The organism is Amycolatopsis sp. NPDC004378 (assembly GCF_053602455.1).
The window spans coordinates 197,929-224,522 of sequence record NZ_JBSGDR010000010.1 but is presented as its reverse complement, the minus strand read 5'-3'; the positions used below and the strand labels follow the sequence as shown (position 1 = coordinate 224,522).

The 26,594-nt window shown below is 68.9% G+C and carries 19 protein-coding genes, 2 tRNA genes and 1 pseudogene; 5 read left to right on the top strand and 17 right to left on the bottom strand.

The genetic code is table 11. From position 1 onward, the window contains the following. Nucleotides 1-2: 2 nt before the first annotated feature. Nucleotides 3-2,177: an ATP-binding protein gene (locus ACWEN0_RS27935; RefSeq protein ID WP_451979629.1), complete on the bottom strand. Its 2,175-nt coding sequence runs from the start codon at nt 2,175-2,177 to the stop codon at nt 3-5. 189 nt (nt 2,178-2,366) lie between these two features. Here ACWEN0_RS27935 and ACWEN0_RS27930 point away from each other — a divergent pair, with 189 nt between their 5' ends. Next, nucleotides 2,367-2,771 (top strand): histone-like nucleoid-structuring protein Lsr2, encoded by a 405-nt coding sequence (locus tag ACWEN0_RS27930; RefSeq protein ID WP_451979626.1) that lies wholly within the window; start codon nt 2,367-2,369, stop codon nt 2,769-2,771. Nucleotides 2,772-2,806: 35 nt separating this feature from the next. On the opposite strand, the gene ACWEN0_RS27925 is transcribed toward ACWEN0_RS27930, so the two are convergent. Then, entirely contained in the window at nt 2,807-3,412 is a 606-nt protein-coding gene (locus ACWEN0_RS27925; RefSeq protein ID WP_451979623.1) for a hypothetical protein, read from the bottom strand. A 222-nt stretch (nt 3,413-3,634) separates the two neighbouring features. On the opposite strand from ACWEN0_RS27925, the gene ACWEN0_RS27920 reads away from it, so the two are divergent. Continuing rightward, complete coding sequence (locus tag ACWEN0_RS27920; RefSeq protein ID WP_451979620.1) at nt 3,635-4,105, top strand: hypothetical protein; 471 nt, start codon at nt 3,635-3,637, stop codon at nt 4,103-4,105. Between the two features lie 41 nt (nt 4,106-4,146). Here the strand turns inward: ACWEN0_RS27920 and ACWEN0_RS27915 are convergent, their stop codons facing one another. The 7 genes from ACWEN0_RS27915 to ACWEN0_RS27885 all read right to left on the bottom strand — a co-directional run bounded on the left by ACWEN0_RS27915 (nt 4,147) and on the right by ACWEN0_RS27885 (nt 12,437). After that, nucleotides 4,147-5,142 carry a C40 family peptidase gene (locus ACWEN0_RS27915; protein ID WP_451979617.1) on the bottom strand — a complete coding sequence of 332 codons (996 nt, stop codon included), beginning with the start codon at nt 5,140-5,142 and terminating at the stop codon, nt 4,147-4,149. Continuing rightward, nucleotides 5,139-7,136 (bottom strand): hypothetical protein, encoded by a 1,998-nt coding sequence (locus ACWEN0_RS27910; protein ID WP_451979614.1) that lies wholly within the window; start codon nt 7,134-7,136, stop codon nt 5,139-5,141. Before ACWEN0_RS27910 ends, ACWEN0_RS27915 begins: the two co-directional genes overlap by 4 nt. 166 nt (nt 7,137-7,302) lie before the next feature. Beyond that, entirely contained in the window at nt 7,303-9,804 is a 2,502-nt protein-coding gene (locus tag ACWEN0_RS27905; RefSeq protein WP_451979611.1) for an ATP-binding protein, read from the bottom strand. A 74-nt stretch (nt 9,805-9,878) separates the two neighbouring features. Continuing rightward, nucleotides 9,879-10,259, bottom strand: coding sequence for a hypothetical protein (locus ACWEN0_RS27900; protein WP_451979608.1), 381 nt, complete (start codon nt 10,257-10,259; stop codon nt 9,879-9,881). A gap of 80 nt (nt 10,260-10,339) precedes the next feature. Beyond that, nucleotides 10,340-10,579 carry a hypothetical protein gene (locus tag ACWEN0_RS27895; RefSeq protein WP_451979605.1) on the bottom strand — a complete coding sequence of 80 codons (240 nt, stop codon included), beginning with the start codon at nt 10,577-10,579 and terminating at the stop codon, nt 10,340-10,342. 15 nt (nt 10,580-10,594) lie between these two features. Beyond that, on the bottom strand, nt 10,595-11,488 hold the full coding sequence (locus tag ACWEN0_RS27890) for a conjugal transfer protein (RefSeq protein ID WP_451979830.1): 894 nt from the start codon (nt 11,486-11,488) through the stop codon (nt 10,595-10,597). Nucleotides 11,489-11,564: 76 nt separating this feature from the next. Further along, nucleotides 11,565-12,437, bottom strand: coding sequence for a hypothetical protein (locus ACWEN0_RS27885; RefSeq protein ID WP_451979602.1), 873 nt, complete (start codon nt 12,435-12,437; stop codon nt 11,565-11,567). Nucleotides 12,438-12,743: 306 nt separating this feature from the next. Between ACWEN0_RS27885 and ACWEN0_RS27880 the strand changes: the two genes are divergently transcribed. Beyond that, nucleotides 12,744-13,025, top strand: coding sequence for a hypothetical protein (locus ACWEN0_RS27880; protein ID WP_451979599.1), 282 nt, complete (start codon nt 12,744-12,746; stop codon nt 13,023-13,025). Further along, nucleotides 13,022-14,050 (top strand): annotated as a pseudogene (locus ACWEN0_RS27875) (recombinase family protein); the annotation flags it as partial. The gene ACWEN0_RS27880 and the pseudogene ACWEN0_RS27875, both read left to right, overlap by 4 nt. Nucleotides 14,051-14,880: 830 nt before the next feature. Here ACWEN0_RS27875 and ACWEN0_RS27870 read toward each other — a convergent pair. From ACWEN0_RS27870 to gltX, 4 genes are all read right to left on the bottom strand, one after another. After that, a tRNA-Glu gene (locus ACWEN0_RS27870) sits at nt 14,881-14,953 on the bottom strand. A 102-nt stretch (nt 14,954-15,055) separates the two neighbouring features. Beyond that, nucleotides 15,056-15,127 (bottom strand) — tRNA-Gln (locus ACWEN0_RS27865). Between the two features lie 50 nt (nt 15,128-15,177). Then, nucleotides 15,178-15,912 (bottom strand): HAD family hydrolase, encoded by a 735-nt coding sequence (locus ACWEN0_RS27860; RefSeq protein ID WP_451979827.1) that lies wholly within the window; start codon nt 15,910-15,912, stop codon nt 15,178-15,180. Nucleotides 15,913-16,195: 283 nt separating this feature from the next. Beyond that, nucleotides 16,196-17,686: a glutamate--tRNA ligase gene (gene gltX, locus ACWEN0_RS27855; RefSeq protein ID WP_451979596.1), complete on the bottom strand. Its 1,491-nt coding sequence runs from the start codon at nt 17,684-17,686 to the stop codon at nt 16,196-16,198. 104 nt (nt 17,687-17,790) lie between these two features. Here gltX and ACWEN0_RS27850 point away from each other — a divergent pair, with 104 nt between their 5' ends. Further along, nucleotides 17,791-19,032, top strand: a complete 1,242-nt coding sequence (locus ACWEN0_RS27850; protein WP_451979594.1) for an FAD-dependent oxidoreductase — start codon at nt 17,791-17,793, stop codon at nt 19,030-19,032. Here ACWEN0_RS27850 and ACWEN0_RS27845 read toward each other — a convergent pair. The 4 genes from ACWEN0_RS27845 to ACWEN0_RS27830 form a co-directional block, all read right to left on the bottom strand. Next, the gene (locus ACWEN0_RS27845) at nt 19,029-19,799 is read right to left on the bottom strand and encodes a fumarylacetoacetate hydrolase family protein (RefSeq protein ID WP_451979590.1); all 771 of its coding nucleotides are present in this window, start codon (nt 19,797-19,799) and stop codon (nt 19,029-19,031) included. The two genes, ACWEN0_RS27850 and ACWEN0_RS27845, sit on opposite strands and share 4 nt — an antisense overlap. 94 nt (nt 19,800-19,893) lie before the next feature. Further along, complete coding sequence (cimA, locus tag ACWEN0_RS27840; protein ID WP_451979587.1) at nt 19,894-21,498, bottom strand: citramalate synthase; 1,605 nt, start codon at nt 21,496-21,498, stop codon at nt 19,894-19,896. Between the two features lie 249 nt (nt 21,499-21,747). Further along, nucleotides 21,748-22,788 (bottom strand): 3-isopropylmalate dehydrogenase, encoded by a 1,041-nt coding sequence (locus ACWEN0_RS27835; protein ID WP_451979584.1) that lies wholly within the window; start codon nt 22,786-22,788, stop codon nt 21,748-21,750. 228 nt (nt 22,789-23,016) lie between these two features. Further along, nucleotides 23,017-26,379, bottom strand: coding sequence for a S8 family serine peptidase (locus ACWEN0_RS27830; RefSeq protein ID WP_451979581.1), 3,363 nt, complete (start codon nt 26,377-26,379; stop codon nt 23,017-23,019). Nucleotides 26,380-26,594 lie beyond the last annotated feature (215 nt).

The window sequence follows — 26,594 nt, the reverse complement described above, 5'->3', positions numbered from 1 at the left end:
GTTCACTCCACGGTCGAGGTCAGGTCGATCGCGGCGCCGCTGCCGCGGGTCGGTGGACGGCCACGGCGGTACGGCGGCGTGGGGCGGGCAGACTGCACAGCGGCGAGGATCCGGTCGTCCAGGTCCTCCAGCTCGTCCAGGACTTCGCCGATCGGGCGGCGGGCGAGGTTGGCGTCGAGAGCTGCGTCGACCTGGTCGTTCCACTCGGGGTGGAAGTGCTCGGCGAACTCGTCGTCGACGTGCAGACCGCGGATCTTGAACGGCGTGGTGCGCTGACCGCCGAGGGTGACGGTGACGACGTGGTGGAACTGCTCCAGCTCGGTCACGGTCGCCGGCTGCACCAAGCCTCCGAACTCGCGAGCGACGGTCCTGGCGCCATCGATCGCCGCGGCAGAGGTCATCAGCAGCGACTGGTTCTGCAGCAACGCCCTGCGCGTCTCGGGAGCGAGCCGGTCGGGCATCTGGTTCATCGCGTGCAGCGCGACCTGGTACTTGCGCAGTTGCTCCAGGATCGCCGCGAGGTAGCCGCGGGACGCGCCGTCGACCGCGGCGAGCTCGTCGACGAACGCGTCGCACCTGCGCCGCTGCTCCACCGGCGTATCGGCGCGGGACCGGCCGGCCCGGAACAGGTCGTAGATCATGAACGATGTGATCAGCTTGTTCGTCTCGCCGCTGCCGGTGGTGCAGACGAACACGATTCGCCCGGTGTCCATCGCCCGCCGGACGTCGTAGGTCGTCACCGAGGATCCGAGGAACGCCGACAGCGTCGGGCTGGTCCGCAACCGGTTGATGATGTTCGTGACCACCGTCGTCGCATCCGGGGCGAGCTTCGGGAACGAATCGGTCCAATACCTGCGCACGCTCGGCTTCAGCACCGGGAGCACGGACTCGCGCCAGGTCTCGTCGTCCAACAGGGTCGGGATCTGGAAAATCGTCGGTGCGCAGTCCGCCGGCAGCCGCATCGCGAGGTAGCACAGCGCCTCGCAAGCCTTGGTGAGAATGGACTTCGCCCGCGGAGCCGCATCTCCCCAACCGAGCGCCGTGGCGAAGGATGTCACGACCGCGTCGACGCGGTCCTCGATGTCGGACTCGGTGAAGCCCTGCATACTCAGCGGGTTCCAGCCCGGTAAGCGCTTGCTCCGGCCGCGGACGTCGAGGTTCACCTCCCAGAGCCGGCCGCGCAGGGCCGGATTCGACAGGTACGGCTTGGCGCGTTTCCAGCCGTCGGCGTGCGGATCGAGGAACCAGACGCCACCGCCGAGCCGCCCCATCTCGATGGCTTGCACGAGAGCTTCTTCGGTTTTCCCGAAGCCGGCCTTGCCGAATCGCGCCGAAAACAGCAGTTCCCGCAGGGGTACACCGACCAAGCGTTCGCTTCCGTTGACGTCGGTGACGTAGCCGAGCCGCACCAACCCCGTGCCTGGCCGGTAAGTCGGGACCTCCCGGGGCGCTGGCAGCACCCAGCCACGGCTACGAGCGATCACCGGGGATTGGCAGCGGCCGGAAGGCGGCTTCAAGAGAGCGGCGATCTCGCTCGTGGTCACCATCGACCCCGGACGAGGCTTGGCCATGCCGGTCCCGAACCGGCGGTCGAAGGACCTGCGCACCAGCAAGGTGTCCGCTCCGAAGTGCCAGCCGAAGATCCGCGGACCCCGGACGCGCCAGTAGTTCTCGCCGCGATACACGTCGAACGCACCGATCACGCTCCGCAGGTGCGCCTGCGCGCGCCCCGGGATCTCCGACTGCGCGCGAATCAGCACCTGAACAGCGAATACGGGCTCATCAGTCGCGAACTTGTTTCTCACCCGCTGCGCCGATTTCGTCGCTGTCCGACGCGTGCCGGCCGTTCGGGCGGTCGGCAGGAATTCGCCGATCAGGTCGGTCAGCACCTCGCCGACCGCCCTGAACAGCCGCGAACCGAGGGCAGTCTCTTCGGCAACGTGTCGCGCGTGATGACGGATCCGGGCCGGCGTGAGCGGAACGAGGTCAAGGCATACGTCGACCGACTCACCGAGATCCGGGCGTACGTCACCGAGTGCGTTGGCCAGTGCCTGCAACGGATCGTCCGGGCGGACAGGCAATGCCGCCAGCGGCAAGTGGGCCGGACGCGCGAGCACCAGCTCCCCGCGCGCAAGGTGCAGATCCGCGTTGCCCGTTGCCGCCCTTCGCGGTTTCACGGTGGCTTCTCCTCCCGCAAGTGAAGGTTTCCTCGAAGCCACGCACGAAGGCGGGTGTATTCGATACAGGACGGGGGATATATCTCCCCAAACCGGCCGGTATGGCTATACTCCACTGTGGAGCACAGGTATTGGTGTGCTCGGTCACAACCACCAGAAAACTGGTATATACCGCTTCAAGGAGCAGGAATGGCCCAGAAGGTCCTCGTCGAGATGCTCGACGACATCGACGGCACCCCCGCCGCCCACACCGTCCCGTTCTCGCTCGACGGTGTCACGTACGAGATCGACCTCTCGGACGAGAACGCCGCCGCCCTGCGCGACGAGCTCGCCCGGTACATCGCCGCCGGTCGCCGCACCGGCGGCCGCAAGGTCCGCGTCGCGACCGGCCAGTCGACGACCAGCTCGACCGACCGGGAGCGCAACCAGCAGATCCGCGCTTGGGCGAACGCGAACGGCTACGAAGTGTCGGAGCGAGGACGTCTGTCCTCCGAGGTGATTTCGGCCTACGACGCGGCCCAGACTGCCGAGGTCGAAGCCCCGACCCCGCGCAAGCGCGCGCCACGCACGAAAGTCGCCGCCACCAAGAAGTAGCCGCGCGTGGCCAGTAGATCACTGGGGAGAGATCATCACTGCCGTGCCGTCGACGGCGAGGACGCATCGCCCTCGCCGTCGACGGTGGCCGTTTCACCCTCGGGTACCACCCGCCGGATCTCGACATCCGGATAGCTGAGCTTGTTGAGCACGCCGGTCACGGACTCGCGTCCCTCCACGCTCATCAGCATTGTCCCGAACTCGGGTTCCGTGCTGAACCGGATCCGCACCCCGACCGCGCTCTTCGGCACCCAGCCGCGCACCGGCCGCACTCGCCCAAGCTGGTGAGCGAAACTCCGCACGGCTTGCGACGACGGATCGAAGCTGGCGGTCGGCAGCAGGTCGAACCGGACACGGGAGCGGAGGTGGTGGGAACGGAAGTGGCGGTGGAGGACGAGGACCGCGATCAGGATCGCGACCACCGCGGTGGTCACCCACCAGAACGCGCCGCTCGCTAGAAGGTCACCTGGACGGAGCGCCTGCGGCGCACGGTGTTCCAGCACGGCCTGGCGGCCGCGCGTGCCGGGGAACATGTCGGCATTCGGAGCAGGCCACGGTTTTTCTGCCTGACCAGCGCAATCTACGGACTTGAGAATGATTGCGAACGCTCCGCGAACACCACGGTCATCGATCACCGGCACGACGTCTCTCCTTCGGTCCGCCACTCGAGACCAGTCAAGGAAGCCGGGAAACCGTTCCATGCGAGGCGTGCATCGTGAAGTGGGGCAAGGATTACACGGTTTGCCCAACCTCGCGGCTCCCGGTGAGACGAACGACTGCGAAGAATACCCGTTCGCGCGGCTTGCGAGCGCAGATAGAACTTGATCTATGCTGCCGTGAGCTGCGCGAATCGGGAAGGAAGCATGGCCGGCCAAGGCCAAGCAGAAGTGCACACCGCCACCATTCCGGTCGACCATTCACAGTTCACGATCTTCGACGTGTTCGGCGACGACACCTACGCGGGCCTCGACATCCCGCGCGACCCCGCTTGGCTGTTCTCCGCAGGACGCGGCGGTGCCCTGTTCCCCACCTCAGACCGGGCGCTGTCCCCGGAAGTCACGCTCGAAATCTGGTCCGAGGCGCCAGAAAGTCGCGTGCCGCGGGCGGCGCGGCTGCTGATCTTCACCAACGGGATCAGCGCGCTCGGGGCCGACGACGCTACAGAACAGGTTTTCCACACGCCCAACGGGCGTGTCATGATCGACTGCATCACTGCCTCGCCTAGGGCGACAAGACCGTCGCACTGCCAGGTCCGGGCGACTACTACCTCCGCGCGCAACGGCTCGAATCCCGCAACATCGCCGAAGACGGCGATCCCGACGTCTTTCAAGTAGTCTGGCGAGTGCGAATCTGGCCTCGTACCTGAAACCCGTGCTCACCGAGGCGCCGTCGGTCGCGCGGCGCCGAACGCCTTGCCGATGCCGTCGACCCTGACGGGCGTGCCGAAGTCTGGCGCGTTGATCATCGAACCGTCTGACAGGGCGAGCCCGACGTGCGTAATGTGTCCCTGACCGCTTCCGAAGAAGACCAGATCTCCCGGTTGCAGGTGATCGAGGGCGATCCGGGGTCCGGCGTTGTACTGGGTTTGCGCTGTCCGCGGCAGAGCGATCCCCGCTGCGGCGTAGGCCGCCTTGGTCAGGCCGGAGCAGTCGAATCCGCGGTCGCCGTTGGCGGGGCCGTCGCCACCCCAGACGTAGGGCAAACCTAGTTGACCGCACGCGAACTCGATCGCGGCCTGGACCCTGCTGTTCGGCGCGCGCACCGCGCCGCAGTTGTATTTTTGCGCTTGATCGAGGACCTTCCGCACATACCACTCGGCGTGGTTGTAGGCGAAGATCGCGGCGTGCAGGTCCCGGCCGTCGCGGGCGCCGGAGTCGCAAAGGTAGGCCGCGGCGGCGTAGATCGCGTCGTGCGGGCTGTACCGCGACGGCGGGTGCGCGCCACCGGGCGGGATCGGGTGGCGAGCGACGACGCTGTCGAAGGTTGCTTGCAGGAACTGCATCGGGCCGCCGGCTTTGGCGCTGTTCTCCCCGCTGTGGACGCCGGGCAGTCTCAAACGGCCGTGGTCGGTTTCGATCTTGCCGATGGCGGCGAGGATCGACCAGTCGAGCCCAGGGCAGGTCTGGGCGGCTTGGCGGTAGAGGACGAGGTAGTCGGGCGGGATGTCGGCCACCGCACCGTCACCGGGCGCGGAAGCCGAGCTCGTGTCGCCGGCTCCGGTGAGCGTGGTGAGCAGGACGACGACGATCAGCACGCAAGTGGCGGGCGGCCCGAGAAGCAGCACCACGGCCAGGCATCCCCAACGCCCCGGATGTTCTCGGACCTGGTCCCGCGCGATCTCGGCGGCGCGCAGCGCAAGCAGAGGGTTCATCGCCGGTCCGGGGAGTTGCCGAGCCGATCGCGCAATCGCTGCGCCCACGGAACGGGCGTGGGAAGCATCGCCGGCGGCAGGGGCGACTCCGGCAGCTGCGTTGATGGCTTTGGGACGAACTTGCGGCCACGGGCTGCAGCAGCGAGGTCGGTGCCGGTGAACTCCGGTGTCCGGCCGGCTGCCGGTGGCGTCACCGCGGTGAGCTCGGCCTCCCGATAGGTCGAGGAGCCAGGCTTCGGCCGGTCCGTTCGGTCGCCGAGTGCGGTGAGCACGGTGGTCGCCGCGTGCCACGCCGGTACGACGCCGGTCGCCGTGCCGAGGTTGCCGGCGTAGGCGGTCGTGTACGTCTTCGCTGCGTCGGCGCGACGTGCCAGTGCGGCTTTGGCGACGCCGGCCTTCGCGGTGAGCGCCGTCTGCGCGCGTCGTGCGGCTTGCGGCCAGGAGACTGGCGCCCCGACGGTGTAGTTGAGCGCCTTCCCACCAGCGCGGCCCGCGGTGACCAGACGTTCCTTCAGCCGTCCGACTGGTGCCATGGTCTCCGTGAACGCTGCCGTCCCGGCTCTGGCGGTCCGGGCCAGCCGGTCTGGGCCGGCCGGGACAATCGGCGTCGGCAGGGCCTTCGGGGCGCGTCGGGGTCGGCCGAGGCGCTGCAGCCGGGAGCTGACCTGGCCGCGGACACGCTGGAGGTTCGCGGCGAGCCGTTTGCGGAAGACGAATCCGGAGAAGACGACGAGGTCGATGACGGCGAACCGGACGAGCTGCGGGCCGAGGTCGGCGAGCATGAGGGTGCGCAGCAACACGGTCATGACGGCGAGGAACGCCATACCGGCCAGGAGCTTGGCGATGGTGGCGGCGATCGAGCTGACCCGGTAGGCGAGCTGGTGCTGCATCGACGGCACCAGCGCGGCGACCAGGGCAAGAGCGAGCAGCAGTCCTTCGAACAGCAGCAGGTAGGGGGCGAGTACCTGCACGGTGTTCAGGCAGATCACGAGGATCGCGAACAGGAGCATCGCGATGGCGTAGAGCCAGGATCCGAGGGCGCGGTCGCCGTCGGCGACCTCGTTGTACTTGCCGTAGTCGCCGGGGCAGCCGTCGAGTTCTCGGGCCTTGGTGCTGTCGTCCTTGCTCGACCAGGGCCCGTCGTCGAGGACTTTCTTGACCGAGTACTGGCAGGCGCCGGAGATGCCTCGGACCCGGCTGATCGGGGTGCCGTAGTTGAGCGTCTCCCAGGGCGTGACCAGCAGGTTGTCGATGAACCCCTGGCCGATCGGCGCGGCCGGGTTCCCGGCGCCACCAGGCTCTTGGCCCATGATGACGCTGGAGACGTCGGCGCCGAGGTCCCGGCTGAGTGAGAGGACGCCGTCGTCGCCGATGAGGACGTCGACGGGGTGGGTGAGGATCGCGATGGCGAGGACGTTGACCGCGATGGTCGACGCGGTTTCCCGCCACGCCCGGGTGGTCAGGCCGCTGGCGAACAGCAGCCCGAGGTAGCAGGTGGCGATGAGCAGCGCGATCTCGCGCAGCTTCAGCGCGCCGATAACCGAGGTTTGCCAGATGCCTTCGAGGTCGCGGGCCGGTGCTTTGATCCAGTCGAAGACCTGAGTGGAGGCAGCCCATTCGGTGAACCAGACGGAGAATCCGACCGCGTACTTGCCGACTGCGAAGCCGATGTTGGCCAGCCACAGCCAGATCGCCGGCATCGGGTTGTCCAGCAGCGAAGGCAGGTTGGCGAAAAGGTCGTAGTTGTGTAGATCGCGGCCGTAGCCGTCGTCGATACTGAAGATCCCGCCGAGGTGAACGTGGTGGCCGGGGTCGTCCTGCAGCGGCAGTGGCGGCGCGTCCGGATCCGGCTTCGGCGGTGCCGGCTGGTTGCCGGGAATCCACAAGCAAGTCGGGTACGGCTCGCACGGGTTCGGTGCGGTCTGCGCTGCAGCCGGGCCGGAATTCAGCAGGGCGACCGCGATGGCGATCGTCAACGCCACTGCCAGCTTCATCAGCCCTCCCCGTCGCGCCGTCGTGCTTCAGACAGGGCTCCGGTCGGGTGGTTTCATGCAGGTCGGCGGCGTCGCGCAGCGTTCTGCCGATTCGTTGGGGATACGGAACTCGGCACGCGAGGGCATCGCATGCGCGCGCTGAGTTCTGCCGGTAATTCTTCGAAGGTCAGGCGTGGTGGCCGCGAGCAATGGAGGGCGTGGTGAGCACGGCGTCAGGCAGCGTGCGGTACGACTGGGTCATGACCTTGACCTTGCCGACTCGTCCACTGTGGTCACGAACGAGGAACTCGCCCGCCCGGGCGCGTCGCTCCTCCTCACCGCCGGCCGGGTTCAGCGGCGAGAGGTCCTTGGTGACGACCTCGTGGTAGCGAACGTCGGCAGGGTCGACACCGAGCCAGGCCAGTCCGCTGCGCGCCAGGCCGTCATCGCGGTGGCGGCCGAGGAACCGCACCGCGATCAGTCCCCGCAGGACCTCATCGCCGAGGTCTTGCGGAGCATGCGACCCGAAGGCAGCGTCGGCGCCGTGCTTGCGGCCGTCACGCACGAACTCCAGCGCGATCTGCTGGCCCTCGGGAGTGCCGGTGACGTTGTAAGCCTCGTCGCAGATGAACTCACCCCACCGGCCCGGAGTGAAGCAGATTTCCTTGGCGATGGCCGCGATGAGCAGGTGGAAGGCGCGGCCGAAGAGCTTGCGCGGCGGGATCCGGGCAGCCATCCGCTCGTTGCTCATCTCCAGCGCGCTCGGCAGCGGAATCTCGTTGGTGCAGAACACGACCATCTCCGCGCCGAACAGGTCCACCGGGACGAGGTCGGGGTCGAAGATCGGGCGAGTGATCGGGTCGCGGCGCAGCCGCTCGAGCCGGTCCGCCAGCGCGCGGGCCGCCGGGTCGCGCGCACCGTGCTTGCGGAGGATGTCGACAAGTCGATTACTGGAGGTGTCCGGATGGCCGGTGACGGCGTCGAGGCCACGGCCGAGCGCGTCCCGCTCGGCTGAGTTCGACTCCAAGTCAAGCCAGGACGCGAAGAAAGTCTCGGCGATCCCGGTGCTGGACTTGCCGGCGGTGCGGAAGACCCGCAGCGGGTCGCAGGAGTGCCGCAACTCGGCCGCGGCAGGCCGATCGTCGATGCTGGGATCGATGATGTCGACGATCTGCGCGTTCCCCGGCAGCGCCGCGGCGACGGGTACCCATTCACGGCTGCGCGTCCGGTCGATGACGATCACCCGCCCGTCGAGCATCAGCCGCACGACCGCGGCGACGTTCTTCAGGATCACCGACTTCCCGGCGCCGAGCTCGCCGATGACCGCTATCCCGCCGGAGGAGTCGTGGGTGGGCCCGTAGGTCGGATCGAGCAGGAAGGGGGTGATGGCGCCGCCGTCGACGGTCAGCCCGAACAGCGCGCCGGTGGGGTCGCCGAAGTCGGTAGCCGAGACGGGTAGCAGCATCGCGGCGTCGGTGGCAAGGAGGTTCTGGCTGCACTCGCGCACCGCCATCGTCGTCCGGCTCCCCGGCAGCAGCGCCTGATACAGCTGCCGCTGACCACCCAGCGGTCGCTCCCACCGGTACTGCCCGCCCAGGAACGCCTGCCGCAGCGCCTTCGCGCGGGCGTCGGCGTCGCGGGCAGTCTCACCCCAGACGCAGGCGACGACGCCGACTTCGAGGTCGATCTCGGTGGAGCTGGCGCCGAGGCGGGCGTTCTTGTGCTGGATCTCCTCCTGCGCCGAGATCACGTCCGCCGGGACGCCGGCGGTGTCGCCGGCGTGCTCCTCGTCCTGGCTCATCAGGTCGCGGGTCCGGCGGCGGTTGGCGGCGCGGGCGTCCTCGTTCGAGCGGGCGGTGATCCGCAGCGCATAGTCGACACCGAAGCCGATGTCGGCCAGCCGGGCCAGGATCTCGTGGCCGGGAAACGTGAATGCCCGCGGCATCTCGGCCAGCACGAGGAATGCCTGGTAACTGGAGACCGCGCCATTGTCGCCCGGGGTGACGCACTTGACGAACCGCCGGTTCAACAGTCCGAGCGGTCCCCAGCCCTGTCGATCTTCGGCCTGATCGGTCCGTCCGCCTTCATCGAACACGCAGCTGCGCAGCGTCGTCAGCCGGGCGCGTCCGCTCCCCCGTCGGACGGCGATGCCGGTGTTGTGGACGGCGTCGGTCCGGTCGAGCTGGGGTTCGTTCACCCCGCGGACGGGTGCGCGGGTGAGCCACCACAGCAGTTCCGCCTCGGTCGCCGGCCGGAACGGGACCGCACCGCCGAGCTCCTGAGCCGCCACCCGTGCTCGTTCCCGACCGGCTGCCACCGCAGCGGCTGACGCGAGCCGGGCGGGTATGCCGAGCAGCTCGCCGAGCGCGGCGGCCGTGGCGCGCGCCGTTGCCTGGGCTGCTTCTTTCCAGCTGTGGCCGGTGAGGGGTTTGGCGAGCCAGAAGCTGCGGCCGAGGACGTCGAGGTGCTCAAGCTGGTCCCAGGCGTTGTGGACGGTCTCGGCCCAGTGCGGGTTCGCATCCAGATCGATCCCGTCGAGACAGCGCTGGACGATCGCGTGCGGCTGGACCTGCTCGCACAGCGACGCGATCATCACCTCCCCGCGCAGCGACTTCATCAACGTCACCGTCCTGTCGTACAGCGCTCGCAACTGCCGGCCGGTGGAGCGGGCGCTCTCGTGCGGCAGCACCCGCCACACCGCCCACACCGAGCCGTCGACGCAGAACAGCAGGTTGCCCGCTACATCGGTCACCGGAAACTCCATCACCGCTCCCGGACCTGGGCCAGCACCTGCTGCAACGACGACACCGGCGCCACAGGCTCTTCGACCGTGTCGCCGAGGTGCACGTACAGCCGGCCGCGGGTGTGCTCCGGCCGCGCGGGCCGGAACGGACGGCGGCCGAGCATCCCGGCCGGCGGCGCGAGCAGGTGCGCGCCGAGGCCGGCGAGCCAGCCGAGCGGGGTCCGGGATTCGATGCGAGCGCGGCGGAGGAACACCGCCGAGAGCGGCAGCCCCCAGCGAGCCGGTCCGAACCAGTCCAGCAGCGGCAGCTTCCACACGATGACCAGCAAGATCAGGAACAAGGTGCCCTGGGTGACGGTGTAGGGCCCGCCGGGCAGATAGCCGCCGTCGCGGCCGGGCATCCGCCCGAACATGCGCGGGAACCGGCGCGAGCGGGTGTAGGAGCGGCCAACCAGGACCTCGCCGCGGCTCTTCGGCGCGCTCAATGGGTGAACCAGGCGCCGAACATGCCGGCGACCCCGTCGAGGTTGAGCAGGATGCCGAGGAAGATCGCCGCGATCACGCCGTACTTGATCGCCCGGGTGAAATTCCCACGGGTGCCGATCAGCAGCCCGATCCCGCCCACGATCGCCGCGAGCAGGATCAGCCGGCGGACGGACTGGTCACCCCACGCGAGGTTGATGTCGATCCAGGACTTCACGTCCGCGGCGAGCACGATCATCGGACTTCTCCTCGCTTACCCGCCCGCGATCAGCGGCGCCGGATCGATGCGGTTGATCTCCCACCGGCCGGCGCGTGCGACAAGCGTCAGCGCGTAGTCGACCGGTGTGGTCTGCCCGGTGGCGTCGAACGCCTCGGCGTGGACCAGAACATGAACGACGGTGCCGTCAAGCGGGCGAGCGGCCTGCCCGGGTTCGAACTTCTCGTGCGTCCGCACCTCGCTGATCCGCACTGCGGCGAACGGCGGAGGCAGCAGTGGAGCAAGGCTTGCTCCCGGGCTGACGAACCGGTCGAGCTGCCCTTGCCCCGCGAGGTGAGCAGCGAGGAAACCGCTGACCGATTGCACGATCGACCCTTCCGGATCGGCGACCTCGTCGTAGGCAAGAGCCGCGGAGCCGTGCGCGCCCGGGCAGGCGACCGGCGTAGGGAGCGCAGCGGCGACCCAGGAGCCGTCGGCGCCCACCATGGTCGCTTGGGCGCACAACAACGCAGCCTTGCGCTTACCGTCCGGCTGAAGTGTCAGAACGTCGGCGACGACCACGACTGACCACACGCCTCCGGCGGGCGAGACCGACGAGACCACGGCCGTATCGATCGGGACCTGACTGCCCGGCTCTCGCAGCTGCTTGGTGCCTGCCGGGTAGAAGGTCTCGATCCCCGCGGTGTCGTCTCGTGTCGCCGAGAGCCAGGCTCGAACGTACATCTCGGCCCAGCCCTCGGGGCCCACCGAGGGCGCGGGTGCGCCGCCGTCCCGCATCGGCGGCGCACCCGCTGGCTGGAGGACCACGAGACCGGCGACTGTGAGCAGCGGACTGGCCAGCACGGCCAGCCAGGCCAACAGCCGACCACCGCGCCGGGTCACACCCCTCAGCGCCGCTTCCGTCTCCGCATCAGGGAGGAGAGTGGACATCCGCGTCACAACCTCCTCCTTCCAAGCTCGAACGGGACTGCTTCTGAGAGGCACGGATCGACCGGGGTGATCTGATTCAGCCGGCCCACGGCAGGTCCCCGCCCAGGAACTCCGCCACGGCGTCGATCAGCTGCTCGACCGCGCGCTGGCGGTGCCGGGTGATCGTCGGCTGGCTCAGGCCGGTCAGCGCACCGATCTGCCGGTCCGTGGCAACGCCGTCGCGGCCGAGCGGGCCGTGGAAGTACCGCGTGGTCAGGATGGTCGCGGAGTGCTCGTCGAGCCGTTCCTCCTGAATCGCCCACGACAACAGCTCGAGCAGCTCCTCCGAGGCATCCATCTCGGCTTGCGCCGCGGCCAGCGGTCGGTGAACTTCGTCGTCGTCCATGCTGACGACGTCCGCGGCGGCCTGGCCGTGGTCGACGCCGAAGTCTCGTTGCGCCGCACGCTGGGTCTCGCGCATCAAGTTCGCCGCGACATGGTGCCGGCGACGCAGCGGATAGCACCGAGACTGCTCCCAGAGATGACCGATCACCGACGCCTGGATGTCTCGGCTGTCCTCGGACGCCGAGACCCCGCCACCGGTCACCCCACGTCGGGCACCGACTCCTCCGGTCGCCGCACGCGCGGCCCGGACCACTCGCGCGACGATGCCCGGGACCGCGGGCAGCATCGCGTTGACCACGATCTCGGTGGCGATCACGCCCGATTCGCCATCCGAGGCCGCTCGCACGAGGAGCGCGTGCAAGACCTCGTCGTGCCGGTCGTAGTCCCGGGTGGACAGAAGCCCGACCAGGTCGCTGTGATCGGCGATCCCCGACAACGCCGGCTCCTCCGAGGACCACGCACACAGTGCCTGGCCGAACTTTGCGACGGTGCGCGGTTGTGCGAACTGGTTCTGCAGCATCGTCAACGGGCTGTTCGCGGTGGATCGGCTGCTCGAGGCGGACATGACACCGACTCCTTGGCTCGGGTGACAAGATCCGAGCCAGCGTCGGAGTCGCCCCTCGCCCCCTTGCTCGGCCGGATCCTTGCCCCGGTCCGGGAGCAAGCCGGCATTCACTCGGACGAGTGGTTGTTCTGGAGTGGTCTGCCGGTGGTGAACTCATCCCGAGACAGCGATCGAGACCACGGCGGAGCAGGTCTCGACGGACTTTCGAAATCCACCGCGAAATCGGATGAAGCATCGCGCGAGCACGGCACGACCATGTCTCCCTCACGGAGCCCGAAGTCTCGGTCACGGGCGAAGGGGGTTCTCGTGGATCATCGGACCACCGGCGAAACCGGCTGTCCACCAGCGATCGATGGGGAAGCCGCGGCGCTTGCAGCTGCCGACGAACCCACGCTAGCGTCGTCTTCCGACAGCGTCTGGCGACTCGACAACGCTCGCGGCCGAACGTATTCCGGTCGGGTCGACGACATCTCCGGCGCAGAGGGCGCACGAGTCCGCACCCGCATCGCGGCCATCACCCACGAGCTTCTCGGCTGGGCCCAGTCGCGTCTCTGCGAAGAGTCCGAGAAGGACGATCATCTCGAATGACCATACAAGACTGGGCACCGCCGTCAGCGGGATTGTCCGACTACGCCGTGTCACCGCTGGGGATGCCGCGCGCCTTGCTCAACGACGAAGTCCGCGTGGCCTTCCTCGCTCGCACCTCGACCGAGGACCAGCAGGACCCACGTCAGTCCATCATCCGCCAGCTGACGAACAGCAAAAACGCCTTGCCCGCGTCCTGGGTGATCACGACCCACTTCTTCGACGTCGAGTCCGGTCGTCTCGAACTCGACGAACGCGGTCTCGGCTCCGGCTATGAGCGGTTCGACATCCCAGTACCCCGCGCCGGCGGTATCACCGACCTGCTAGAAGAGGCGTCTCGCCACGACCGCCGCTTCGACGTGGTGATCTGCGAGAGCGTCTCGCGGGTGGCTCGCCGGGCCTTCGAAGGGCTCTCGGTCGAACGAGAGCTCGAACACGCCGACGTCCCGCTGTTCGCGTCCAACGAGCCGATGACCCTGTCCGGAAGCCGAGCACAGCGGATCCTGCAGCGGCGGATCAACCAGTCGATCGCGGAGTACGAGGTCCTCAACACCCTCGAACAGTCGTGGGGCGGCCTCTGCACCCATGTCCGCGACGGCTGGAACATCGGTCAGCCACCTTACGGCTACACCGCGAAGATCGTCCCGCACCCGAGCCCGGTGAAGGCGGAGAAGGGGAAGACCAAATCCCGCTTGGAGCCCGACGTCGTCCGGGGCCCAGCGGTCACGCAGATGGCTCTGTGGAGGCACTACGAGCGCCTCGGGTGCACGGCGATCGCTGATCGGCTCAACGCCGATCCTGACAAGTACCCGCCTCCCGAAGCGCCATGTAAAGCACGCACCCGCGGTGCTTGGACGAGGGGCGCGGTCTACAACATCCTCGGCAATCCGAAGTACACCGGCTACCAGGTCTTCAACCGACGCGCGACGACCTCCAAACACGGGCGTGTCAACGAGCCGTACAAGTGGGTGTGGTCACCGCAGCCTGCCCACGAACCACTGATCGAGAAGTGGATGTTCGACGAGATCAACCGCAATCGCGGGACCAAGCGCGGATCACGCGACAGCTACACGCTCAACGCCCATCCGAGTACGAAGCGCAAATACATCCTCCGGGGGCGCGTGTTCCACAGCTGCGGACGCCGCATGACTGGCGACACAAAGGCAAAGGGCGTGGCATACTACCTCTGCTGGCCGCGCAAGAACAACCAAGCCACACCGCACCTACACCCGGGTTTGCCGGCTTCGGTCCGCGTACGCGAAGACGAACTCCTCGAAGCCATCTGCCGGTTCTACGCCGACCGGCTCTTCGGCCCGGAGCGGCGAGCGATCATCGAGGCGGAGCAGGGCATCGTCGACGACAGCGCGACACGGGAGCGCCAAGCCGAGCGAACCCGCCAGCAGAAGCTCCTGGCCACGCTCGCGCGCCAGCAGGATTCCGTCCTGAAGCAGGCTTGCGAAGGCGATCCGGATGATCCGTTCACCCGAGGGCTGCGCCAGAGCTACAACGACCTGGAGAGCCGGAAAGCCGCTTCACTGGCCATCATCGAACAACTGAACGCGGCCGACCTGCCCGTCGCGCAGACAGCGACAGACCTCAGCCGGCTGGAGGCGCTTCCCTACCTCGCGTTGAACCTCGCGAAGGCACCGCCAGAGCTGCTGTACGAGTTGTTCGAGGTCACCCAGCTCAGCGTTCAGGTCCACGGGCGCGGGGACGATGTGACGATCACGGTTAAACTACCCGGTGATCAGCTGCCCAAGACGGCGCGAGCCGCGGAAAGGATCTCCGACGCCATGGCATCCACAAACCAAAAAACTGGACTGACCTGCGTCAGTCCAGCTCTGGTGGATGCTGCCTGTACCCCCGATGGGATTCGAACCCACGCTACCGGCGTGAGAGGCCGGCGTCCTAGGCCGCTAGACGACGGGGGCTTAGGATCTTTCCCTGGTTTCCCAGGGGCTTTTCTGTTTTTCTTGCTGGAGAGAACTTACCAGAGGCGATTTCTCGCTCTGCAAGGGGGTCACTCTCCGCAGCTGGGGTACCAGGACTCGAACCTAGACTAACTGGACCAGAACCAGTCGTGCTGCCAATTACACCATACCCCAGTGAGGTACCGAGCCAGCCTGGCCGGTTCAGCACCGCACGAGGAGAAATACTAGAGCACGCCGTTCCGGACGCCCAAAGCGGGGGTGTCACTCCGGCGCTGGGCGGGGACGCCGATCGTCGCGTATTCCGAAACCAGCAGCTCAGGCAGCTCGGCCAGGCCCGCGAGGCGGTGGACGCCCGCCGGGGCGCGCTCGCCGATCTCGTCGCGGTCGAGCCAGACCGCGCCCAGCCCGGCGTCGCGGGCGCCGATCGCGTCCGTGTCGAGTTTGTCCCCGACGTGAACGGCCTGGGCAGGTGCGCAGCCCAGGCCGAGGCAGACCGTGTGGAACATCACCGGATCGGGTTTCGCCACCCCCAGCTCGCCGGCGATGGCGACGTGGTCGAAGAACGGCGCCAGACCCAGGTCGGCGATTTTCCGCCGCTGGTGCGCGCCCGAAGCGTTCGTCACGGCGGCCAGCATCAGCCCGGCCGCGCGAAGCCATTCGAGACAGTCGAGGACGTCGCCGAACAGCTGCCAGGAATGGTCGAGCAGCTCTCTTCGGCGCCGCTCGAACGAGCACACCTGCTCGGCGTCGGCCAGGATGCCGATCTCGGCCAGGAAGCAGTCCGTGCGCCGCTGGTGCATCGTCGCGTAGTCGATCTCGCCCGCGACGACGAGGGCGACGTGCTCCTCGGTGATCAGGTCCCACAACGGCCACAGGTCGCCCCGGCCGGTGAGGATGTGGAGGCTGCGGCGGATCGCGGCGGTGCAGTCGATCAGGGTGTCGTCGATGTCCAGGCACACCAGCCGGAGCTCGGGCGGCGCCCAGGGCTCGGGCGCCGCCGAAGCGGGCGGGGCGGATCGCAACGGGGTCGGGGGTGCCAGAGCGAAATCCACCCAGTGAGGCTAGGGCAACCGCCGCGTTCGCGACGCTGCCAAAGAGGTGATTACGGCTCCCCTGTTCCGGCGCACCGGCTCTACTCCCAGTTGGCGAACCGTCTTCTTTCGGTTACCTGCGAACCTTATTCAGCCGTCGGCCGGCGCCGGCGTCACTGCAGGCAGGCGCCCTGCGACCCGTCGCGCCGGCCTAGCCCGAATAAGGTTCGACCAATGCGCGGCGAAGACGTCCCAATGAGACATCGCGGCCGAGCAGCTCCATGGATTCGTACAGCGGCGGGGAAACGGTCCGCCCGGTGATGGCGACGCGCACGGGCGCGAAAGCCTTGCGGGGCTTGAGACCCAGACCGTCCACAAGGGCGCTCTTGAGCGCCTCCTCGATGGCCGCGGTCTCCCACGAAGGCAGCGCCTCGAGCGCGGCGACCGCCGCGGTGAGCACCGGCTGCGCGGCTTCGCCGAGATTTTTCGCGGCGGCGTCTTCTTCCGGTGCGAAAGTGTCTTCGGCAACGAAGAGGAAGGCGACCATCGGCGCGGCGTCCGAAAGCACCGTGACGCGCTCCTGCACCAGCGGCGCGATCGCGCTCAGCCGCGCGAGCTGCTCTTCGCCCGGTGATTCCGGGAGAACACCCGCCGTGACCAGATACGGCGTGACGCGCTTCACGAATTCGTCCGCCGGCAGGGCCCGCACGTGGGTGCCGTTGATCGCTTCGGCCTTCTTCAGGTCGAAGCGCGCGGGGTTGGCGCTGACCTTGGTGACGTCGAACGCGGCGATCATCTCCTCGACGCTGAACACGTCGCGGTCGTCGGCGATCGACCAGCCCAGCAGGGCCAGGTAGTTCAGCAGGCCCTCGCGGATGAAACCGCGGTCGCGGTAGTTGAAGAGGTTCGACGAGGGGTCGCGTTTGGACAGTTTCTTGTTGCCCTCGCCCATGACGTAGGGCAGGTGGCCGAACCGCGGCGTGAACTCGGCGACGCCGACCCGCTGCAGTGCCTCGTAGAGCGCGATCTGGCGGGGCGTGGAGGGCAGCAGGTCCTCGCCGCGCAGCACGTCCGTGATCTTCATGAGCGCGTCGTCGACCGGGTTGGTCAGCGTGTAGAGCGGGTCGCCGTTGGCGCGCACCAGCACCGGGTCCGGGATCGTGCCCGCCGGGAAGCTGATGTCCCCGCGGACCAGGTCGCTCCAGCCGAGGTCCTTGTCGGGCATGCGCAGGCGCAACACCGGAGCGCGGCCTTCGGCGCGGTAGGCCGCGCGCTGCTCATCCGAGAGGTCGCGGTCGAAGTTGTCGTAGCCGAGCTTCGGGTCGAGTCCCGCCGCCTTGCGCCGCGCTTCGACTTCTTCGTTGGTCGAGAACGCCTCGTACAGCTCCCCTGCTTCGAGCAGCTTCGCGGCGACGTCGGCGTAGATCGCGCGGCGCTCGCTCTGGCGGTACGGCCCGTACTCGCCGCCGGCCTCGGGACCCTCGTCCCAGTCGATGCCGAGCCAGCGCAGCGCGTCGAGGAGCTGCTCGTAGGACTCCTGCGAGTCGCGGGCGGCGTCGGTGTCTTCGATCCGGAAGACCAGCTGCCCCTGGTTGTGCCGGGCGAAGGCCCAGTTGAACAGCGCCGTGCGGATCAGCCCGACGTGCGGGGTGCCGGTCGGCGAAGGACAGAAGCGCGCGCGTACCACCGATGTCTCACTCATAGCCCGATCAGCGTATCCGTCGCCGCATCGCTTGACGCCGGGGACCGGCCCGGTGCATCCTCAACTTATTCAACAAGCGATGAATACCAGGGGAGATGGTCGAGATGGCCGAGCGCACGGGCTGCGTCGTCATCGGTGGCGGGCCGGCCGGGATGGTCACGGGACTCCTGCTGGCGCGGGCCGGCGTGGAGGTGACAGTGCTCGAGAAGCACGCGGACTTCCTGCGGGACTTCCGCGGGGACACCGTCCACCCGTCGACGCTCACGCTGCTGGACGAGCTGGGCCTCGGCGAGAGGTTCGACGCGCTGCCGCACAGCGAGCTGACCGCGGCCGGCTTCCCGAAGGAGGACGGCGAGCTGATGAAGCTGGCCGACTTCACCCGGTTGAAGGTCCCCCACCCGTACATCGCGATGGTGCCGCAGTGGGACTTCCTCGACCTGCTCGCCGAGAGCGCCCGCAAGGAGCCGACGTTCGTCCAGCGCATGGAGACCGAGTGCACCGGCCTGGTCCGCGAGCACGGCCGGGTCGCCGGCATCACCTACCGCACGACGGCCGGTGACACCGGCGAAATCCGCGCCGGCCTGGTGATCGCCGCCGACGGCCGGTGGTCGCTCGCCCGCCGCGAAGCCGGTTTGGTGCCGCACGAGTACGACTGCCCGTTCGACGTCTGGTGGTTCCGGCTCTCGCGCAAGGAGGGCGAGCAGGGCGGCATGCTGCTGCCGAAGATGCGGGACCGCCGGTTCGCCGTGCCGCTCCCCCGGCCGGACTACTACCAGGTCGCCTACCTCGCACCCAAGGGCGAAGACCTGCGAAAGCAGGGCGTCGAGGCGTTCCGCGAGAACGTGGCGCAGATCTGCCCCGAGTTCGGCGACCGGGTGGACGAGCTGAAGACGATGGACGACGTCAAGTTCCTCGACGTGCGGCTGAACCTGCTGCGCAAGTGGCACGTCGACGGGCTGCTGTGCATCGGCGACGCGGCGCACGCGATGTCGCCGATCGGCGGCGTCGGCATCAACCTGGCGGTGCAGGACGCGGTCGCGGCGGCGACGCTGCTGGCCGAGCCGCTGCGGCGGGGCCGCCCGTCGGAGGCCGACCTGGCGAAGGTGCGTTCGCGGCGGCTCGCGCCGACGTTGCTGGTGCAGGGGCTGCAGCGCCTGATGCACCGGACGGTCGTGCGCGGCGTGATGAGCGGCAGGCGCAACGGCCCGCCGGAGCCGATGATCAAGGCGTTCGCGCGGTTCCCGCGGCTGTCGTACTTCCCGGCCCGGCTCCTCGGCCTCGGGCTGCGGCCGGAGCACGCTCCGGCGTTCGCCCGGCGGCCGATGGAGCCGGTTTCCCGCGGCTAGACGTTCTCGACCGGGTTGGTCAGGGTGCCGATGCCTTCGATGGTGATCGAGACGCTCTGACCGCCCTCGATCGGGCCGACGCCCTCGGGGGTGCCGGTGAGGATGACGTCGCCGGGCAGCAGCGTCATCACGCCGGAGACGAACTCGACCAGCTCGGGGATCTTGTGGACGAGGTCGGACGTGCGGCCGTCCTGCTTCAGCTCGCCGTCCACCGACGCCGTGAGCGAGAGGTCGGAGGCGTCGAGCGACGTCTCGATCCACGGGCCGAGCGGGCAGAACGTGTCGAAGCCCTTGGCGCGGCCCCACTGGCCGTCGGACTTCTGGAGGTCGCGCGCGCTGACGTCGTTGGCGATCGTGTAGCCGAGGATCGCGCTCGCGGCGCGCGCGGCGGGCACGTTCTTCACCGGCTGGCCGATGACGATGGCCAGCTCACCCTCGAAGTCGACGCGGCCGACGTTCGATGGACGGCGGATCGGGGCATTGGGGCCGACGACCGTCGTGGACGGCTTGAGGAACAGCATCGGGGCGGTGGGCACCTCGTTGCCGAACTCGGCCGCGTGCTTGGCGTAGTTGCGGCCGACGGCGATCACCTTGGACGGCAGGATCGGCGCGAGCAGCCGGACGTCGGCCAGCGGCCACCGCTTGCCGGTGAAGTTGGGGTTGCCGAAGGGGTGCTCGGCGATTTCCAGGACCTGGGCGTCGTCACCGTCCCCTTCGACCGAAGCGAACGCGACTCCACCGGGATGAGCAATTCGGGCTAGGCGCACGTGACTCAGTCTACGTGCGCCCACTCGACGCCCTTCGGGGGTTCCGGGTGGCGGAGCCCCCGGCCCGGGCCGAAGGCCCGGATGTCACAGTGACTCAGGCCACGGTGGTGCTCTTGTGGACGAGCGCGTCGCACAGGGCCAGCCAGCTGGCCTCGACGATGTTGCCGTGCACGCCGACGGTGGTCCATTCGCGTTCGCCGTCGGTGCTCTCGACCAGCACCCGCGTCACCGCGTCGGTGCCCGGGTGGCCCTGGAGGATGCGGACCTTGTAGTCGGCGAGCTCCACACTGTCCAACCAGGACAGATGTGGGGAGAGCGCCTTCCGCAGCGCGGCGTCGAGGGCGTGGACCGGGCCGATGCCCTCGGCGGTGGCGATGACGCGCTGGCCGCCGACGTGCACCTTGACCGTCGCCTCGGCCATGACTTCGGCGTCCGGGCGGTGGTCGAGGACCACGCGGTAGGACTCCAGCTCGAACGGTGCCTCGGCCGGTTCGTCGGCCTCCTGGCGCAGCAGGAGTTCCAAAGACGCGTCGGCGGCTTCGAAGGACCAGCCTTCGGCCTCGAGGCGCTTGACCTTCGTGATGGCGCTCGTCAGCGCTTCGGGCCGGCCGGCAAGGTCGACCCCGAGCTCACGTCCCTTGAGCTCGAGGCTGGCCCTGCCGGCCATCTCGGTGACCAGCACCCGCATGTCGTTGCCGACGGAAGACGGATCGATGTGGTTGTACAGCAACGGATCCACCTTGATCGCGCTCGCGTGCAGTCCCGCCTTGTGGGCGAAAGCCGACGCCCCTACGTAAGCCTGGTGGGTGTAGGGGGCGATGTTCGCGATTTCGGCAAGGGCATGGGAGACCCGGGTCAGCTCGGCCGCTCCTCCGGTCGGGAGGACGTCCATGCCGAGCTTGGTCACGAGGTTCCCTGTCACGGCGAACAGGTCGGCGTTGCCGGCCCGCTCCCCGTAACCGTTGGCGGTGCACTGGACGTGCGTCGCGCCGGCCTGCACCGCGGCGATCGAGTTCGCCACGGCGCAGGAAGTGTCGTCCTGGCAATGGATGCCGAGCCGGAACCCGGTCTTTTCCCTGATGGTCCTGACGGTTTCGGCGAGCCCGAGCGGCAGCTGGCCGCCGTTGGTGTCGCAGAGCACGAGGACGTCGGCGCCCGCGTGGGCGGCGGCGTCGAGGACCTTGAGGGAGGTCTCGGGCGAGAAGGCGTAGCCGTCGAAGAAGTGCTCGGCGTCGAGGAAGACGCGGCGCCCTTCCTTGACGAGGAATTCGACGGTGTCCTTGACCATCGCGCAGGCTTCGTCGACGTCGACGCGGAGGGCGCGTTCGATGTGGCGCAGATCGGACTTCGCGACGAGCGTGATGACCGGAGCTTCACTGTCGAGGAGGGCCCGGACCTGCGGATCGGCGTCGGCGGTGGTGCCGGCCTTGCGCGTCGCCCCGAACGCGACCAGCGCGGCGTGCTTCAGCTTGAGTTCGCCCTTCGCCGCACGGGCGAAGAACTCCGTGTCCTTGGGGAGCGCCCCGGGCCAGCCGCCCTCGATGAACCCGACGCCCAGCTCGTCCAGCAGCCGCGCGACCGCCAGCTTGTCCTGGGCGGAGTAGGAGATGCCCTCGCGCTGCGCGCCGTCGCGAAGCGTCGTGTCGTAGAGGTGGAAGGCATCGCCGAGGGGGGTATCGGCGGGCTCCTGGCGGGTCACGGTCTTCTCCTAGCGTTTCGGGGCAACAAAAAAACCTCCCGCATGGGTGCGAGAGGTTGCGCGCCGGGGGCTCTTGTGGAGCTAGCGTCCGGCGCGCTCGACGATAATGATCGCGAAGCTGGTCACGGTCGCATCATGCCACAGGGTTCGCGGCGAAGTCCACAAGCTGGGTCAAGCTCCCACCATCCGGGAACACCGCCGGGCACGAAAAAGCCCCGCACCACTGTGCGGGGCTCTTCCGGGGAACGGTCAGCCGGCCTGCTTCACGTTGGAGGAAACCAACGCCGCGAGCCGGTCGCCGATGGCCTGCGTGGCCCCCGGCGAAGCCTGGTCCCGGGTGGCCAGGTCGAACGCGACCGACGCCTCGATCCGCCGCGCGGCCTCTTTCTGACCCAGGTGGTCCAGCAGGAGCGAAACCGACAGCACCGCGGCCGTCGGGTCCGCCAGTCCCTGCCCGGCGATGTCCGGCGCCGAGCCGTGGACCGGCTCGAACATGCTCGGGTTCCGGCGCGTGATGTCCAGGTTGCCGCTGGCCGCCAGGCCGATGCCGCCGGTCACGGCCGCCGCCAGGTCCGTGATGATGTCGCCGAACAGGTTGTCCGTGACGATCACGTCGAACCGGGACGGGTCCGTCACGAGGTGGATCGTCGCCGCGTCCACGTGGGAGTAGGCGACCGTCACCTCCGGGTGCTCCAGCGAGACCTCTTCGACGATCCGCGACCACAGCGAACCCGCGTACTCGAGCACGTTGGTCTTGTGCACCAGCGTCAGGTGCTTGCGCGGGCGGGCCTCGGCGCGGTTGAACGCGTCCGCGACCACGCGGCGGATGCCGAACGCCGTGTTGACGCTGACCTCCGTCGCGATCTCGTGCTCGGTGTCCTTGCGCAGCAGGCCGCCAGTGCCCGCGTACGGCCCTTCGGTCCCTTCGCGCACGACGACCATGTCGACGTCGCCGGCGTCGGCCAGCGGGCCACGGACACCCGGGTACAGCCGCGCCGGGCGCAGGTTGACGTGGTGGTCCATTTCGAACCGCAGCCGCAGCAGGAGACCGCGCTCGAGGATGCCGCTCGGCACCGTCGGGTCGCCGACCGCGCCCAGCAGGATCGCGTCGTGCTGGCGGAGTTCGCCGAGCACCGACTCCGGGAGCAGCTCACCGGTCGCGTGCCACCGCGCGGCGCCGAGGTCGTAGTTCGTGATCTCCGCCGTCGGTACTACCTCGCCGAGCACCTTCAGCGCCTCGGAGACCACCTCGGGCCCGATCCCGTCTCCTGGGATCACCGCGAGCCGCATCCACACACCTCCGTCGACCGGACCACCGGCCGCACCGATGGTCCATCGCAACAAAACGCCAGCAGCCGGAAGGTTACCGGCCGTAGACAAACGGCCGTAGCCGCACCACCCTTATGCCGCATCCTCCCGCAGGGTGAGACACCCGATCGGGGGAATTGCGGCGGGGCGTCCCCGGCGGAAACCCACCGGGAACGCCCCTGTGCCTGCACCGATCGATCTTGACCGGGGCTACCGGCCGCCCGCCCCGATCGGCTGACGGTCGTTGCCCGGACGCGCACCCTGGGCGGCGTCCACCTTGACCACGTTGGCCCGGTTGCCCGCGGCGTTGTGGTGCTCGATGGCGAGCAGCCCGAGGGCCTTGTCGGCCGCGGCCGAGGCCGCGTTCCGGGTGACGACCAGCGCCGTGCCCGGCTTCGCGACGTAGCCCAGCGCGGCGTCGCCGCCGCCCTGCACCGAATAGCCCGGCGCGAGCGCGTCGAACGAAAGCGGCGTGCCGACGTAGTCGATCAGCCCGTTCGTCGTGCCCGGCGCGACGTAGAAACCGCTCACCCCGACCGTGTAGGAGATGCGGTGGGACTCGGCGTTCGCGTCGATGCCCAGCGCGGCCAGGGAGACCGGCAACGTGATCACGTTGGTGTCGAACACGTTGGTGTCGACGTCGCCGAGCTGGCCGTTGACCGCCTGGACGTCCACGGTCGGGAACCCGGTCTTCAGCGCGACCGTGACGGCCAGCAGCACGTCCGTGGAGGTCGCCTTGGTCACGTAGGTCTCGAAGTCCGGTGTCCCGTCCCCGGTGGTGTCGATGTCGACGAACGGCGAGGTGTTGCTGCCGATGTTCGCCCAGTCGCCCCAGGTGGACACGCCGAACGCGAGGAGCGCGTTCTCCGGCTCACCCTGCGCCTTCGCCAGCGGCGCGGTGGAGGCCGCGCCGATGTAGCGGAGGTCGCCGCCCTTCGCGGTCTTGTTCACCGTGCAGTCGGTGACCACGTCCGCGTCGCACTCGGGCAGCTGCGGGGACTCCGCCTGCAGCTCGAGCACGCTGATCAGCGAGCGGTAGCGCTGCGCGCCGGTGCCCTGGTCGACGCCCTTGCCGCTCAGGTTCAGCACGGCCTGCGTCGCGTCCGGCGCGAACTTCACCGAGGGCGGCGTCGAAATCGTCGAAGCCGGCTTGGGTGCCGCGTAGACCGAAACCCGCAGCGGCACCTTGGCCCCGCTGGTGGGCGTGAAGGCGACGCGGCCCGAAGCGTCGGCGACGAACTGCCGCGCCAGCCCGGCCTGGGTGGCCTGCATGGTCGGGTCCATGACCTTGCGCAGCGCCTTCGGATCGGTGATCTTCAACGTCACCTTGACCTTGGCGGTGCCACGCGGGGTCAGCTTCACCGTCTGCTTGTCCACTGTGTACTCGACCCCCGGCAGCGCGTTGACCGCCTGGTAGGCCACCGAGTACTCGGCGGGCGTGACACCCTTGTTGACCAGCTTGATCGTCTTCGACAACGTCACCGGCCCGGGGGCCTCGACCGTGCCGAAGCTGACGCTCACCGCGCCCGGGTCGTCCTGGACGTAGGCGAGGACCTGGTTGTCCAGTGCCGCCTTGGCGTCGATCCGGCCGCTGCCGACGCGCTGCGGCGCGTAGGTGTGGCCGGCGCCGTCGGAGACGTCGTGGCCGGCGGTGTCGATGACCGAGGCCTTGACCTCCTCGACCGACCAGTCCGGGTGGGACTGGCGGACCAGCGCGGTGATGCCCGTGGTGTGCGGGGCGGCCATCGACGTGCCGCTCAGCACGGTCCGGCCGTTGCCGCTGCCGCGGAACGCCGAGGTGATCGTGTCACCGGGGGCGGCGAGGTCCGGCTTGACGGCCGGGCCGCGGGTGCCGCGCGAGGTGAACGAGCTCGGGGTGTCCACGATGGTCTTGTCGTAGGTCTGGACCGAGGCGCGCCCGGTGCCGTAGAGCCGGATCTGCAGCGTGCCCGCGGTCAGCGCCGCGCGCAGCGTCTTGGTCGCCGAGCCGGTGAACTGGAACATCGGGACCGCCGCGTTGCCCGCGATGCCCGCGCTGAAGTGCTCCAAAGTGGACGACAGGAGCGCGCCCTTCGCCCCGGCTGCCTGGGCGTTGTTCGCCCGGGCCGCCGAACCGCAGGCGCGGGTCGAGTCGTTGTCGTCCCACTCCAGCCAGACGAACTTGCCGGCGGCCTTCGCCTTGTCCTCGGCGGAGTACGGCGCGCAGCCCGCGTTGTTCGCGGCGGACAACGCGACGACCGGAGCCGTCAGGTCGAGGGTGTCGTAGCCGGCGTAGTTCTGGCTGTACTGCCCGGTCTTCTGACCCGCGGTGGTCGCGGGCGCCTTGGCCTCGGCGGCGTCGCGCAGGACGCCCGCGTCGCGCGTGCTGGCGACGGTGAGCGCTTCCGGGGTGTTGCCCGGCGAGCCGGCGATGTCGTTGATGTCGCCGCCGTTGCCCGCGGAGATCACCGGGAGCACGTTGTTCGCGGCGAGCTTGCGCACGAACAGCGAGTCCGGGTCGTCCGGTGCGCCGAAGTCGGAGCCCAGGGACAGGTTGACGATGTCGAGGTGGTCGGTGAAGTCGCCGTCGCCGTCCGGGTCGAGCGCCCAGTCCAGGGCCTGCGAGGTGACGTTCGTCGAACCGGTGCAGCCGAACACCTTGATGGCGTAGAGGAGCGACTTCGGCGCCGTGCCCGGGCCGATCTGCATCGCGTCGACCTTCTTGCCGTCCAGCTTCTTGTAGTCGCCCTTGAAGGTCTTGCCGTCGGCGGTGACGCCGAAGCCGCCGATGGTGCCGGCGACGTGCGTGCCGTGCTCACCGCAGGCGAGCGGGTTCGGGTCGGGCTTCGGGGTGGCCTTGGCGGGGGTCGCGGCGTCGTAGTCGTCGCCGACGAGGTCGGTGCCGCCGACGACCTTGGCGCTCGGGAAGAGCGGGGTCGGCTTGGTAGAGTCGACGCTCTTGTAGGCGGCCGGCGTGCCGGGGCCGCCGAAGTCGGCGTGGGTGTAGTCGATGCCGTCGTCGATCACGCCGATGCGGACGCCGTCGCCGAACTTGCCGGTCTGCTGCCACGCGGCGAGCGTGTTGGTCAGCTGCTCGGCGCTGGCGTTCGTGCGCGTCTTCGGCACGACCGTCCGGATCGAAACGACGTCCGCGCGCTTCGCGACGTCACGCAGCTTCGCGGCGTCGGCCGTGACGACCACGCCGGGAACGGCGTTGGCGGTCTGGGTGACGACCTGCGGCTTCGCGTCGGCCGACCGCAGCTGGCCGAGGACGGAGTTCACCGCGGCGGCGGTGTCGTCCTTGGCGGCCTTGGCGGCGCGCTTGGCGGCTTCCTTGCCCTGCGGCTGCGCCGAGGTGAACGCGTCGACGGCGGGCTTCTTGGCCAGCTCGACAAACGCGGTGACGCGGCCCTGCGCGGCGCCCAGCCGCGGCGAGAGCTTGCCCTGCAGCTTCGCGTCGTCGATCTTCGCCGGCGCGATCCCGTCGGCGAGCGGAGCGTCTGCCGCGCTCGCGACCGGCGCCCCGAGCGCGGCCGCCAGCACCACGGCGAAGAACGCCGTCGTGGCGCGCGCGGGTAAGCGGGATCTGCTCATGAGTCGGCCCCTTACTCGAGGTCTGGACCCGAACCTGCCGGCCGCTCCTGATACCCCCGACGGTGAAGCACGGCGACCGCGCCGTGCCCTCGACGGCGCGTGGTTCAACCTCGCGGGGAGAACTTAATGCCCCAAATCACCTACTTACGTAGGCAAAGGACTCCGTTACGTGAATGTGATTGCGCACGAAGGCCCCCTGCCGGGTGACAGGGGGC